Here is a 13,580-nt window from a genome sequence, read left to right on the forward strand (position 1 = left end):
CCCCCCGACCGAGGCCGGGGGGCAACGGCTTCGGTGTTTCCCGGCCCGAACTGCGTCCACGAACCGGGGGTGCGACCGAAATGCGCGCAACGAATTCCGCCCGCCCGGCCCGCGGAAAACAATTGACCGGACCGCCGGGACATTCGACGCGGAATCACCGGAATCACGGGGCGCCGAATCGTCCGGCACCGGATCAACGGAAACCGCGCGGATATCCGACCTTTGTATACGGCGATTGTTAAAGCCGGCCGCTCGCCGTGTTTACGGCAGGTTGCGGAGTCCTCACGCGGATGCGGTGCGCCCCGGCCGCCCGGTCCGCGTGGACCGCGGTCAGCGCCCGGGCCCGCTCGGCGTCGCCCCGGGCCACCGCGTCCACGATCGCGCCGTGCTCCGCCCAGGACTCCACGGGCCGCACCGGAGCCTCCACCACGTACATCCAGGCGACCTTGTGGCGCATCTGGGTGAGCAGCGCGATCAGCCCGGGGCTGCCGGAGGCCTGGGCGAGCGTCTCGTGGAACCAGCCGCCCAGGGAGCGCAGATCCTCCCCCTGGCCCCTCCTGGCCCGTTCCTGGCCCAGCCTGACCAGGCCGCGCAGCACCTTGAGGTGGGCCTCCGTGCGCCGTCGGGCGGCCCGCGCGGCGGCGAGGGGCTCCAGCAGCATCCGCAGCTCCAGGAGGTCGGCGGCCTCCTGCTCGGTCGGCTCGGCCACGCAGGCGCCGGCGTGCCTGCGGGTGGTCACGAACCCCTCGGACTCCAGCGTGCGCAGCGCCTCGCGCACCGGGACGCGCGAGACGCCGTACCGGCGGGCCAGCACCTCCTCGGTCAGTCTGCCGCCGGGGCCGAACACCCCGGAGACGATGTCGTCGCGGATTGCTGTGCATACCGTGTGCGCGGGAATACGCAAGACCGGACCTCCGCCTATTTCGTATGGCTGTGCGCGCTGCGACTCTATTGCAACACACGATAATTTCCGAGGACGGCCGATAATACGAAACATTCACACAACGCGAAGGCCCCGGCTCGGGAGAGCCGGGGCCTTCGCGGAAGAAGTGCGGTCGCGCCTCGCGTCAGACGGTGACGCCGTGGGAGCGCAGGTACGCGACGGGGTCGATGTCCGACCCGTAGTCGGCGCCGGTGCGGGCCTCGAAGTGCAGGTGCGGGCCGCTGGAGTTGCCGGTGGAGCCCGACAGGCCGATCTGCTGGCCCGCGGCGACCTGCTGGCCGACGGAGACGCTCAGCGAGGACATGTGGCCGTACTGGGTGTACGTGCCGTCGGCGTGCTGGATGATCACGTTGTTGCCGTACGCGCCGCCCCAGCCCGCCTCGACCACGGTGCCCACGCCGACCGCGTGCACCGAGGTGCCGGAGGAGGCGTGGAAGTCGATGCCGGTGTGGCTGCCGGAGGACCACATGCCGCCGCCCGCGTGGTACTGCGTGCTGACGTAGGTGTCGTCGAGCGGGGACACGAAGGTGTTGAGGCGCTTGCGCTCCTCCTCGCGGGCCGCGCGCTCGGCGGCCTCGCGCTCGGCCTTGGCGCGGGCTTCGGCCTTCGCCTTGGCCTCGGCGGCGCGCTGCTTGGCGTCGGCCTCGGCCTGCGCCTTGGCGGCGGCGGCTTCGGCGGCCCGCTGCTGGGAGTCGGCCTGGGCCTGGATCTCGCCGGCGAGCTCGTCGGCCACGACGATGGTGTTCAGGCCGGTGTCCTCGAGGGAGGGGGCCTTGTTGTCCGCGGCGAACGCGGGACCGGCCAGGGAGCCGACGACGCCGGTGGCGGCGAGGGCGGCTATGCCGGCGTAACCGGCGGTCTTGCGGCTCATACGGCTGGAACCGCGGTGCTTGCCGGAGCCGGCGGGACGACTGCCAAACGCCATGAAGGGGCTGATCCTTTCCTTCCTTCTCGCCTACCGGGTTAGCTGACGGGTTCGGAGCAGGAAGGTCTCCTACGGGCCCCCTCTTGCGAGGCGGTCCGATTCACCCCAGGGACACATGTGGGTCCCCGGCTCCCCAGGCTCGCGCCTGACGGGGACTCGGCGATCGCTGTCCGGTGCCGCGGGCGCGGCGGTTACAACTGACGGACAGCACGGCCGACGCTAGGCGGATCATCAGTCAATCGCCAAACAGACACGCCTTTTTGTTGCGTACGCCACACCACATACAAGCAACCATGCGACTAAACAGACAAAAAGGACTCCGGCGGACAAGCCACCGGAGTCCCTTGAGTTTTCGGTCAGTTGGAGACGACCGTCACATCGCCGATCCCGAGGGCCCGCACCGGCTCCTCGATCTGCGAGGCGTCGCCCACCAGGACCGTGACCAGGCGGTCCACCGGGAAGGCGCTGACGACCGCCGAAGTGGCCTCCACCGTCCCGGTCTCGGCGAGCCGCGCGTACAACTGCGCCTGGTAGTCGTCCGGGAGCTCCTGCTCGACCTGGTCGGCGAGCGTGCCCGCGACGGAGGCGGCCGTCTCGAACTTCAGCGGGGCCACGCCCACCAAGTTCTGTACCGCCACGTCCCGTTCGGCGTCGGTCAGGCCGCCCTGGGCGAGGGTGCGCAGCACCGTCCACAGGTCGTCCAGGGCCGGGCCGGTGTTGGGGGTGTCCACCGAGCCGCTGATGGCGAGCATCGAGGCGCCCTTGCCGTCGGCGGTGGAGCGCAGCACCTGGCCGAAGGCGCGCACGCCGTACGTGTACCCCTTCTCCTCGCGCAGCACCTTGTCCAGGCGGGAGGTCAGGGTGCCGCCCAGGCAGTACGTGCCGAGCACCTGGGGCGCCCAGACCCGGTCGTGGCGGTCCGGACCGATGCGCCCGATCAGCAGCTGCGTCTGGACGGCTCCCGGCCGGTCCACGATGACCACGCGGCCGGTGTCGTCGGCGGTGATCGGCGGGACGGGCCGCGGATCGGCGCTGTCGCCGGTCCAGGTGCCCAGGGTGTCGGCCAGGACGGCGTCCAGGTCGATGCCGGTCAGGTCGCCGACGACCACCGCGGTGGAGGTCGCGGGGCGTACGTGGGCCTCGTAGAAGGCGCGTACGGCCGCGGCGTCGATGCGGGAGACGGTGTCCTCGGTGCCCTGGCGCGGGCGGGACATCCGCAGGGAGGCCGGGAACAGCTCCTTGGAGAGCTGCTTGGCGGCGCGGCGCTGCGGGTTGGCCAGCTCGTGCGGGATCTCGTCGAGCCGGTTGCGCACGAGGCGGTCGACCTCGGCGTCGGCGAACGCCGGGGCGCGCAGCGCTTCGGCGAGCAGGCCCAGCGCCTTGTGCAGCCGGGAGGCCGGGACCTCCAGGGAGACCCGCAGGCCCGGGTGGTCGGCGTGCGCGTCGAGGGTCGCGCCGCAGCGCTCCAGCTCGGCCGCGAACTCCTCGGCGGAGTGCTTGTCGGTGCCCTCGGACAGGGCGCGGGCCATGATGGTGGCCACGCCGTCGAGGCCCTCGGGCTCCGCGTCCAGCGGGGCGGCGAGGTTGATCTCGACCGCCACCACCTGCTGGCCCGGGCGGTGGCAGCGCAGCAGGGTCAGGCCGTTGGCCAGTACCCCGCGGTCGGGGGCCGGGAAGGCCCACGGCTGCGGCTCGCCGGCCTCGGGGCGCGGGTGGAAGGTCATCGTGACGGCTGCGGTGTCGCTCACTGCTCCGCCCCCTCGTTCTCGTCGCTCGCGTCGTTCTCTTCTGTCTCGTCCGCCGCGATCGGCTCGTACACGAGCACCGCGCGGTTGTCCGGGCGCAGTCGGGCCGCGGCCACGGCCTGGACCTCCTCGGCGGTGACGTCGAGGACGCGCTGGACGGCGGTCAGCGCCAGCTGCGGGTCGCCGAACAGCACCGCGAAGCGGCACAGTTCGTCGGCGCGGCCGGCCACCGTGCTCAGCCGGTCCAGCCATTCGCGCTCGAGCTGGGCCTGGGCGCGCTCCATCTCCTCGGCCGTCGGGCCCTCGGCGGCGAACCGCGCGAGCTCCTCGTCGACGGCCGCCTCGATGGCGGGCACCTCGACCCCGCTGGAGGTCTTGACGTCCAGCCAGCCCAGCGACGGGGCGCCGGCCAGGCGCAGCATGCCGAAACCGGCCGCGACGGCGGTCTGGTCGCGGCGCACCAGCCGGTTGTGCAGCCGGGAGGACTCGCCGCTGCCGAGGACGGTCAGCGCCACGTCGGCGGCGTCGCACTCGCGGGTGCCGTCGTGCGGGAGCCGGTAGGCCGCCATCAGCGCGCGGGCGGGGACGTCCTCGACGATCTCCTCGCGCAGCTGCTCGCCCATGATGTCGGGCAGCGAGCCGTCGCGCGGCGGCTGCTTGCCGTCGTGACCGGGGATGGTGCCGAAGTACTTCTCGACCCAGGCGAGCGTCTTCTCGGGGTCGATGTCGCCGACGACCGACAGCACCGCGTTGTTGGGCGCGTAGTACGTACGGAAGAAGGCGCGCGCGTCCTCCAGGGACGCGGCGTCCAGGTCGGCCATCGAGCCGATCGGGGTGTGGTGGTACGGGTGGCCGTCCGGGTAGGCGAGAGCGGTCAGCTTCTCGAAGGCCGTACCGTACGGGACGTTGTCGTAGCGCTGGCGGCGCTCGTTCTTGACGACGTCGCGCTGGTTCTCCATGGACTCGTCGTCCAGGGCGGCCAGCAGCGAGCCCATCCGGTCCGCTTCCAGCCACAGCGCGAGCTCCAGCTGGTGGGTCGGCATCGTCTCGAAGTAGTTGGTGCGCTCGAAGCTGGTGGTGCCGTTGAGGGAACCGCCGGCTCCCTGGACCAGCTCGAAGTGACCGTTGCCGGAGACGTTCTGCGAGCCCTGGAACATCAGGTGCTCGAAGAGGTGAGCCAGACCGGTGCGTCCCTTGACTTCGTGGCGCGAGCCGACGTCGTACCAGAGGCAGACCGCGGCGACCGGGGTCAGGTGGTCCTCGGACAGCACCACGCGCAGGCCGTTGGCCAGCCGGTGCTCGGTCGCTGTGAGGCCGCCGGAGCCGGCCTGAGCTGTGGCCGTGTGACCCATGGGCATGTGGTCCCTTCGATCGCGATGCAGAGATTCCTGTCAGACCTGCCACTGTATGCAAGCGTGTCGGGAGGCGGAGAAGTTCCCGGCCCACTCCTGGGTCGGAGTCGGCGTTGTCGGTGCCTCGGGCCACAATGGTCCGCGTCACCCCTCTGTCCGAAACCCGGCACCACCCCCGCACCATCCCCAGCACCGCCCCCGCACCATCCCTCAGCACCACCCGCGTACGACCACCAGCCCCACCCCGTGAGAGCTCAGCTCATCCCGATACTTGGTTAAGGAGCCGCGCAGCGATGGCCCGCCGCAGCACGAAGACCCCGCCGCCGGAGGATTTCGAGGAGAAGATCCTCGACATCGACGTCGTCGACGAAATGCAGGGCTCCTTCCTCGAGTACGCGTACTCGGTGATCTACTCCCGCGCCCTGCCCGACGCCCGGGACGGCATGAAGCCGGTGCACCGGCGCATCGTCTACCAGATGAACGAGATGGGCCTGCGCCCCGACCGCGGCTACGTCAAGTGCGCCCGTGTCGTCGGCGAGGTCATGGGCAAGCTGCACCCGCACGGTGACGCGTCGATCTACGACGCCCTCGTGCGCATGGCGCAGCCCTTCTCCATGCGGCTCCCGCTGGTCGACGGCCACGGCAACTTCGGCTCGCTCGGCAACGACGACCCGCCGGCCGCGATGCGTTACACCGAGTCCAGGATGGCCGACGCGGCCTCGCTGATGACGGACGGGATCGACGAGAACACCGTCGACTTCGCCGCGAACTACGACGGCCAGGAGCGGGAACCGGTCGTACTGCCGGCGGCGTACCCGAACCTGCTGGTCAACGGCGCGTCCGGGATCGCGGTGGGCATGGCCACCAACATGGCCCCGCACAACCTGGGCGAGGTCATCGCGGCCGCCCGCCACCTGATCCGCTACCCGGAGGCGGACCTGGAGGCGCTCATGCGCTTCGTACCGGGTCCCGACCTGCCCACCGGTGGCCGGATCGTGGGCCTCTCGGGCATCAAGGACGCCTACGAGAACGGGCGCGGCACCTTCAAGATCCGTGCCACGGTGGCGCTGGAGGACGTGACCCCGCGCCGCAAGGGCCTGGTCGTCACCGAACTGCCCTTCACGGTCGGCCCCGAGAAGGTCATCGCGAAGATCAAGGACCTGGTCGGCTCGAAGAAGCTCCAGGGCATCGCGGACGTCAAGGACCTCACCGACCGCTCGCACGGCCTGCGCCTGGTCATCGAGATCAAGAACGGCTTCCACCCCGAGGCCGTGCTGGAGCAGCTGTACAAGCTGACGCCGATGGAGGAGACCTTCGGCATCAACAACGTCGCGCTGGTCGACGGGCAGCCGCTGACGCTGGGCCTCAAGGAGCTGCTGGAGGTCTACCTCGACCACCGCTTCGAGGTCGTGCGCCGGCGCAGCGAGTTCCGCCGCGGCAAGCGGCGCGACCGGCTGCACCTGGTCGAGGGCCTCCTGGTGGCGCTCCTCGACATCGACGAGGTCATCCGGATCATCCGGGACAGCGACAACTCCGCCCAGGCCAAGGAGCGCCTGATGGAGCGCTTCTCGCTGAGCGAGATCCAGACCCAGTACATCCTGGACACCCCGCTGCGCCGCCTCACCCGCTTCGACCGGATCGAGCTGGAGTCCGAGCGCGACCGGCTGACCGGCGAGATCGACGAGCTGACCGGAATCCTGGATTCCGACAGCGAGCTGCGCAAGCTGGTCTCCTCGGAACTGGCCGCGGTCTCGAAGAAGTTCGGCACCGAGCGCCGTACGGTGCTGCTGGAGTCGGCGGGCACCGCGGTCGCGGCCGTCCCGCTGGAGGTCGAGGACACCCCGTGCCGGGTGCTGCTGTCCTCCACCGGCCTGCTCGCCCGTACCGCGAACGCCGACCCGCTCCCCGAGGAGGAGGGCGGCGCCCGCGCCAAGCACGACCTGATCGTCTCGCAGGTCGCGGCCACCGCCCGGGCCGACATCGGCGTGGTCACCTCCTACGGGCGGCTCCTGCGACTGCCCGTGATCGACCTGCCGCAGCTGCCGGACACGCACGCCGCGCCGAACCTGGCGGGCGGTGCCCCGGTGTCGGAGTTCCTCTCCGGGCTGGAGGCGGACGAGAAGGTCGTGTGCCTGACCTCGCTGGACGAATCGGGGCAGGGCCTGGCGCTCGGCACCGAGCAGGGCGTGGTCAAGCGGGTCGTGCCGGACTACCCGGCCAACAAGGACGAGCTCGAGGTCATCACCCTCAAGGACGGCGACCGGATCGTCGGCGCCGTCGAGCTGCGCACGGGCGAGGAGGACCTGGTCTTCATCACCGACGACGCCCAGCTGCTGCGCTACCCGGCGGGCCAGGTGCGCCCGCAGGGCCGTCCGGCGGGCGGCATGGCCGGCATCAAGCTCTCCGACAACGCCAAGGTGATCCACTTCTCGGCCGTCGACCCGGCGCGCGACGCCGTGGTGTTCACGGTGGCCGGCTCGCACGGGACCCTGGACGACTCGATGCAGTCCGGGAAGCTGACCCCGTTCGACCAGTACCCGCGCAAGGGCCGCGCCACCGGCGGCGTCCGCTGCCAGCGCTTCCTGAAGGGCGAGGACACGCTGCTCCTGGCCTGGGCGGGCGGTTCCCCGGCCCGCGCGGCCGCGGCGAACGGCACCCCGGCCGACCTGCCCGCCGTCGACCCGCGCCGTGACGGCTCGGGCACGGCGCTGCCGGCGGTGGTCGCGGCGCTGGCGGGGGCGGCGCTGTAGGGGGTTCCATGTCATTCGGGTGGTACGTCCAGGGGACGTACCACCCGAATGGCGACTAGTGTTTTCCCTCTTGGCACTGTCGGTGGGGCGGGGAGACACAGAACTGATGAGTCGTCGGTCGGACGGATCGATCAGGGACTGGGCCGAAGCCCAGCGCCGGACGCAGCAGATGCAGTTGGTCCGGCAACGCGAGGCGGAACACCCCCAACGGCCCTACGAAGGCGGAGTGGTCCGGGGCCAACGGCAGCAGCAGGCAGCCGACCGGCAGCGCCACGACGCCGAGGCGCGACGGCGTTCCGCGCAGCTCGACTCCGAGGTCGAGGCCCTGCAGGTGCTGCTGGTCACGGGATGCAGGGCACCGGCCTTCCGCACGGCGACCATGATCCGGCCGGAACAGCTGGAACCGTTCGCCCCGGGAGACCTGGCGCATCCGGTGGCACTGCCGCGCATCGAGCAGTTCCAGCAGCAGAGCAGCGGCTGGACCCTCGGCTCGGGCCAGCGGGCCCAGGCGGAGCGGGACGCGCACGCGCGGTACACGGCCGCCTGGCAGGCCGCGCAGGCGGCCGAGACGCAGCGGCAGCAGCGGCTGGCCGCGTACCGACAGCAGTACGACACCTGGGCGGCGGAGCAGCTCGCCGCGATCCGGGCGCACAACAGCGGGCTCGCCGAGCTGGCCGCCGCACTGCGCGCGGGCGACCCCGAGGCGGTGGTGGAGTACTTCTCCGCGGCCCTCTACGTCTCGACGGCCTGGCCCGAGGCGCTGCCGAGGCAGGTGGCGGCCGCCTACGACCCGGTCGCGCGTCAGCTGGTGCTGGACTGGGAGCTGCCCGGGTACGCGGTGGTGCCGGAAGCCAGGTCGGTCCAGTACCTGCCGAGCACGGGCCAGTACAGGGTGAAGCCCCGCCCGGTGACGGAGCGGCGGGCGCTGTACCGGGACCTCCTTGCACAGTGCATGCTCCTGGTGGTGCGCGAGCTGTATGCGGCCGACGAGTTCGGGGTGCTCGACTCGGTCCTGGTGAACGGCTTCGTCGACCGCCCCGATCCCGTGACGGGACAGGAGGCGCAGTTCGTCCTCGGCACCGTGACGGCGGCGCGCACCACGTTCGCGGGACTGCGCCTGGAACAGGTCAGCGCGGTGGACTGCCTCGTGGAGGGCTTGCTCGGGCAGCTCTCGGCGAAGCCCGACCAACTGGCCACGGTGCGTCCGGGGCGTCGCCCCGGCGAGGTCGGCACGGTCATCGGCCACGGTGGGCACGCTGACAGCGGCGACGAGGAGCCCGACCTCTTCGCGATGGACCCCATCGCGTTCGAGAACCTGGTGGCCGAACTCTTCCGCGCGATGGGCATGGAGGCGGTCACCACGCAGCGCTCGGGCGACGGCGGCGTGGACGTCGAAGCGCTGGACCCGACCCCGATCCGGGGCGGGCGGATCGTGGTGCAGGTCAAGCGCTACCGGAACACGGTCCCGCCGACGGCCGTGCGGGACCTGTACGGCACGGTCCAGGACCGGGGAGCGAACAAGGGGGTGCTGGTCACCACCGCGACCTTCGGACCCGGGTCGTACACCTTCGCCAACGGCAAGCCCCTGGAGTTGGTTCCCGGGGCCGAACTGGTGGACCTGCTGCACCAGCACGGGCTGCGCGGACGCCTCGGCGGGGGCTCGCCCGACGCGGCCCCGTCCCCCGGGCCGGCGTCGGCCCAGGGGACGGCGGAAGAGCCGCTCCCCGCCGACCACAACGTGCTCGGCATGTCCTGGGCGGGGTCGGTCGCACTCGACGTGTGCGCGCTGGTCTGCGAGGGCAACCGGGTGCTGAGCGAGGACCACTTCGTGTTCTTCAACAACCCGAACACCCCGGACGGTTCGGTACGGACGCACGCGCACGCGGCGCCCGACAAGGCGGCGCTGCTGGTCGCCTTCGACGCGTTGCCGCAGGCTGCCGACCGGCTGGTCCTCGTGGCCGCGATCGACCCGGAGGTCGATGCGGACGCCGACCTGGCCGGCTTCACGGACGCCCGGATCCGGCTGCTCGATACCACGGGCGGGGAGCTGGGGCAGCTGGAGGTCTCCGACGGCCGCGCCGGCGAAACCGCCCTGGTCCTCGGCTCCTTCCGCCGCCGCCCGAGCGGCGACTGGGACTTCGTCCTCGGCGGCAAGGGCTACCCGGGCGGCCTGGAACCCCTGCTCGGCGACTTCGGCATCGAGGTCGTCTGACACCCCAAAAGTCCGGGCGCAGCCCGAGGCGGGTCCGGGCGCAGCCCGGGGAACGGGGGAAGGGCGGGTAGGGGAAAGGCCCCGCGCAGCGGGCGGTCTACAGGTCCTCCGGGTCCGCCTCGGCCTCGAAGGGGTCCTCCGGGTCCGGGGCGCCCGGGGGCTCCGCGTCCCGGGCGACGTACCGCAGGACGCCCCACATGCTCTCCGGGCCGGCGAGGCCCGGAGCCGCTTCGCGGCAGGCCTCCAGCTCGCGGAGGAGCGCGGGGCCGTCGGTGCCCGAGCCGATCAGGACGAGCTGCGTCAGGCGCGGCTCGCCCCGCCCCCAGGGCTGCGGGACGAAGCGCAGGAAGCGGCCGACCGCGTGGACCTCGTAGCGCTCCTCGTGGCCGGGCACGCCGAAGTACACGTAGCCCTTGATCCGGTAGAGCCCGGCCGGGCGCCGGTCGAGGAAGTCGATGAACCGGCGGGGGCTGAGGGCCTGCTCGGACACGAACTCCGTGCTCTCGTAGGCCGCGTGCACGTGCCCGGCATGGTCGCCGCCGTGCTCACCTTCGTGATCGTGGTCGTGCGCCTGGGCCAGCAGGTCCTCGAAGGAGAGCTGTCCGCGCGTCTCCGTCCAGGGCCGGCGGTCGAAGAGCAGCTCCGGGTCGATCCGCCCGTGGTCCGCGCCGACGACCGGGATGCCCGGCGCGCAGAGCGAGGCGAGCGCGCCCTCGATCCGGACCCGTTCCGCCGCGTCGACGCGGTCGGTCTTGTTCAGCACGACCAGGTCCGCGACGGCCAGGTGGCGGTCGGTCTCGGGGTGCCGCTCCCGGGTCGCGTCGAACTCGGCGGCGTCGACGATCTGCACCATGCCGCCGTAGCGGACGGCCGGGTTCTCGTTGGCGACGAGCATCCGGACCATCTCCTGCGGCTCCGCCAGCCCGCTCGCCTCGATGACGATCACGTCGATGCGGTGGACGGGGTCGGCGAGCTTCTCCAGGTACGCGTCCAGCTCGCTGCCGTCCACCGCGCAGCACAGGCAGCCGCCGCCGAGGGAGACCATCGAGTCGCCGACCTGGCCGGCCACCGACATCGCGTCGACCTCGATGGAGCCGAAGTCGTTGACGACGACCCCGATCCGGGTGCCTCCCCGGTTCCCGAGGAGATGGTTGAGGACGGTCGTCTTGCCCGATCCGAGGAATCCGGAGAGGACGACCACAGGGATGCTGTTCACCCGGTCGATCGTAGTCAGCCGAGGACGGGGACCGGCTGGGGCGGGGTCGGGCCGGTGTAGCGGGCGGCCGGTCGGATGATCTTCGAATCGGTGGCCTGTTCGAGGACGTTCGCGCTCCAGCCGACCACGCGCGCCGCGCAGAAGGTCGGTGTGAACATCTCGCGCGGCAGCCCGCACAGCTCCATGACCACCCCCGCGTAGAACTCCACGTTGGTGTGCAGCTCACGGCCCGGCTTGAGCTCGGCGAGGATCTCCTCCACGTGCCGCTCGACCTCCACGGCGAAGTCCACGAGCGGGCCGCCGAACCCGAGGGCGATCTCGCGCAGCATCCGCGAGCGCGGGTCCTCGGTGCGGTACACGGGGTGCCCGAAGCCCATGATCCGGTCCCCGGCGAGCACCCGTTCGCGGATCCACGGGTCGATCCGGTCCGCCGTGCCGATCGCGTCGAGCGTGTCCAGGGCCCGGCTGGGGGCGCCTCCGTGCAGCGGGCCGGAGAGCGCGCCGATCGCCCCGGTGAGGCAGGCCGCGACGTCGGCGCCGGTCGAGGCGATGACGCGGGCGGTGAAGGTGGAGGCGTTGAAGCCGTGGTCGACGGTGGAGATCAGGTACCGCTCGACCGCGCGGGCCCGGACCGGATCGGGCTCCTGCCCGGTCAGCATCCAGAGGTAGTTGGCGGCGTACGGGAGGTCCTCGCGCGGTTCCACCGGCTCCAGGCCGTGGCCCAGCCTGTGCAGCGCGGTGAGCAGGGTCGGCACGGCGGCGCAGGCGGCCATCGCGTCGGCGGCCCGGCGCTCGGGGGTGAGGTCGTAGACCGGGCGGAACCCGGCGGCGAAGGCGGCGCGTTCGGCGGCTCCCGCCGGCAGGGTGCCGCGGAACATCAGGTGCCACACGTCCTCGAAGGTGCGGCTCTCGGCGAGCTCGACGGCCGAGTACTGGCGGTAGTGGTAGAAGCCCTCACGGCCCCGGACGTCACCGAGTCCGGTCTCGGTGACCACGACTCCCGCGAGGCCCCGGGGCGGCTCCACGGGAACGACGGGAACGACGGGGTCGGCGAGCGAGGCCGATGCGGCGGCTACGGCAGGTGTGTCGATGGTGTCCATGGATCGACCATCGATGATGACTCAATCACTGTCAATATTGATCCGATCAATATATGTAGGGTGGCGGCCATGAACGAGGAGTCCGGTGAGCGAAGGCTCAGCACCCAGGAGGCCGCCCGGCTGCTGGGCGTGAAACCCGCCACCGTGTACGCGTACGTCAGCCGCGGCCAGCTCACCAGCCGCCGCGACCCGGTCGGCCGGGGCAGCAGCTTCGACGCCGCCGAGGTGGAGGCCCTGGCCCTGCGCAGCCGGCGGGAGGCCGCGGTGCCCTCGGGCTCCGCCGGGGAACTCTCCGTCCGCACCGCGCTGACCCTGATCGAGCCCGACCGGTACTACTTCCGCGGTGTGGACGCCGTGGAGCTGGCCTCCCGGTACCGCTACGAGGAGGTCGCCGAGTGGCTGTGGACGGGGACCCTGCTCCACGGGGCCCGGTTCACCGCTCCCCCGGAGTCCCTCGCTGCCGCCCGGCGGGCGGTCGCCTCGCTGCCCGAGCACAGCGGCCCCGTCGACCGGCTGCGGGTGGCCGTCGCGGCCGCGGCGGTCGCGGACCCGCTGCGCTTCGACCTGTCCGAGGCCTCCGTACTGGGCTCCGCGCGCTCCCTGATCCCCACCCTGGTCGGCGCCCTGCCCGAGGTCGGGCCCGCGCAGTGGGGCGGGGACGGCCGCCTCGCCCGGCAGCTGTGGCCCCGGCTCTCCGCCCTGGACCCGGACCCGGACGCGCTGGCCGTGCTGGACCTGGCGCTCGCGCTGCTCACGGACCACGACCTGGCCGCCTCGACCCTGGCCGTACGGGTGGCCGCGTCGGCGCGCGCGCATCCGTACGCGGCGGTCTCGGCCGGGCTCGGCGCGCTCGAGGGCCCCCTGCACGGCTCCGCCGGGCGGCTCGCGCACCGGATGCTGGTGGAAGTGCTCGAACGCGGGGGCGCCGCGCCGGTGGTGACCGAGTACCTGCGCGCGGGCCGCCGGGTGCCCGGGCTCGGGCACCGGCTCTACAAGGGCGAGGACCCGCGGGCGACGGCCCTGTTCGCACGGCTGGAGGGGCTGGCGCAGGCCGCCCCGGCGCTGGGCGCGGCGCGCGAGGTGGCCGGGGTGATGGCCCGGCACGGCGGCGGCCTGTACCCGAACGTGGACCTGGCGCTGTCGGTGCTGACGGTGTCGTGCGGGATGGCGGCGGAGGCCGGGGAGACCGTCTTCGCGGTGGCCCGCACGGCCGGATGGATCGCGCACGCGCTGGAGGAGTACCAGGAGCGTCCGCTGCGGATGAGGCCCAGCGGACAGTACGAAGGCCCCCGCCCGCCACAGCCGGTGCCGTGACGGGCGGGGTGTCCGGCCGCGGC

Annotated in this window: 9 protein-coding genes and 1 riboswitch; of the genes, 3 read left to right on the forward strand and 6 right to left on the reverse strand. The window is 72.3% G+C overall.

Features of this window, described 5'->3' with window-relative positions:
* Positions 1-238 precede the first annotated feature (238 nt).
* The 4 genes from ACWGDE_RS00470 to ACWGDE_RS00485 form a co-directional block, all read right to left on the reverse strand.
* Positions 239-904, reverse strand: coding sequence for a GntR family transcriptional regulator (locus ACWGDE_RS00470; protein WP_453386723.1), 666 nt, complete (start codon positions 902-904; stop codon positions 239-241).
* 163 nt (positions 905-1,067) lie between these two features.
* A complete protein-coding gene (locus tag ACWGDE_RS00475) occupies positions 1,068-1,868 on the reverse strand; it encodes a M23 family metallopeptidase (RefSeq protein ID WP_453386724.1) in 801 nt (266 codons plus the stop codon).
* Between the two features lie 13 nt (positions 1,869-1,881).
* A riboswitch (cyclic di-AMP (ydaO/yuaA leader) is annotated at positions 1,882-2,040 on the reverse strand.
* Between the two features lie 184 nt (positions 2,041-2,224).
* Positions 2,225-3,592 (reverse strand): M16 family metallopeptidase, encoded by a 1,368-nt coding sequence (locus tag ACWGDE_RS00480; protein WP_453386784.1) that lies wholly within the window; start codon positions 3,590-3,592, stop codon positions 2,225-2,227.
* Between the two features lie 20 nt (positions 3,593-3,612).
* Entirely contained in the window at positions 3,613-4,965 is a 1,353-nt protein-coding gene (locus ACWGDE_RS00485; RefSeq protein ID WP_453386725.1) for a M16 family metallopeptidase, read from the reverse strand.
* Between the two features lie 293 nt (positions 4,966-5,258).
* Between ACWGDE_RS00485 and ACWGDE_RS00490 the strand changes: the two genes are divergently transcribed.
* Both ACWGDE_RS00490 and ACWGDE_RS00495 read left to right on the forward strand, forming a co-directional pair.
* On the forward strand, positions 5,259-7,715 hold the full coding sequence (locus tag ACWGDE_RS00490; protein ID WP_453386726.1) for a DNA gyrase/topoisomerase IV subunit A: 2,457 nt from the start codon (positions 5,259-5,261) through the stop codon (positions 7,713-7,715).
* Positions 7,716-7,821: 106 nt separating this feature from the next.
* Positions 7,822-9,927: a restriction endonuclease gene (locus ACWGDE_RS00495; RefSeq protein WP_453386727.1), complete on the forward strand. Its 2,106-nt coding sequence runs from the start codon at positions 7,822-7,824 to the stop codon at positions 9,925-9,927.
* A gap of 97 nt (positions 9,928-10,024) precedes the next feature.
* Here ACWGDE_RS00495 and ACWGDE_RS00500 read toward each other — a convergent pair whose 3' ends face one another.
* Positions 10,025-11,143, reverse strand: a complete 1,119-nt coding sequence (locus ACWGDE_RS00500; RefSeq protein WP_453386728.1) for a CobW family GTP-binding protein — start codon at positions 11,141-11,143, stop codon at positions 10,025-10,027.
* A gap of 14 nt (positions 11,144-11,157) precedes the next feature.
* Complete coding sequence (locus tag ACWGDE_RS00505) at positions 11,158-12,243, reverse strand: citrate/2-methylcitrate synthase (protein ID WP_453386729.1); 1,086 nt, start codon at positions 12,241-12,243, stop codon at positions 11,158-11,160.
* Positions 12,244-12,312: 69 nt separating this feature from the next.
* Between ACWGDE_RS00505 and ACWGDE_RS00510 the strand changes: the two genes are divergently transcribed.
* Positions 12,313-13,557 (forward strand): citrate synthase, encoded by a 1,245-nt coding sequence (locus ACWGDE_RS00510; RefSeq protein ID WP_453386730.1) that lies wholly within the window; start codon positions 12,313-12,315, stop codon positions 13,555-13,557.
* Positions 13,558-13,580: the final 23 nt, after the last annotated feature.

Source organism: Streptomyces sp. NPDC054956 (assembly GCF_053609185.1).

Bases quoted from the DNA above. Each gene is read 5' to 3' on its own strand.
- ACWGDE_RS00475 (WP_453386724.1), bottom strand. From the start codon at position 1,868: ATGGCGTTTGGCAGTCGTCCCGCCGGCTCCGGCAAGCACCGCGGTTCC.
- ACWGDE_RS00480 (WP_453386784.1), bottom strand. From the start codon at position 3,592: ATGACCTTCCACCCGCGCCCCGAGGCCGGCGAGCCGCAGCCGTGGGCC.
- ACWGDE_RS00485 (WP_453386725.1), bottom strand. From the start codon at position 4,965: ATGGGTCACACGGCCACAGCTCAGGCCGGCTCCGGCGGCCTCACAGCG.
- ACWGDE_RS00490 (WP_453386726.1), top strand. From the start codon at position 5,259: ATGGCCCGCCGCAGCACGAAGACCCCGCCGCCGGAGGATTTCGAGGAG.
- ACWGDE_RS00495 (WP_453386727.1), top strand. From the start codon at position 7,822: ATGAGTCGTCGGTCGGACGGATCGATCAGGGACTGGGCCGAAGCCCAG.
- ACWGDE_RS00505 (WP_453386729.1), bottom strand. From the start codon at position 12,243: ATGGACACCATCGACACACCTGCCGTAGCCGCCGCATCGGCCTCGCTC.
- ACWGDE_RS00510 (WP_453386730.1), top strand. From the start codon at position 12,313: ATGAACGAGGAGTCCGGTGAGCGAAGGCTCAGCACCCAGGAGGCCGCC.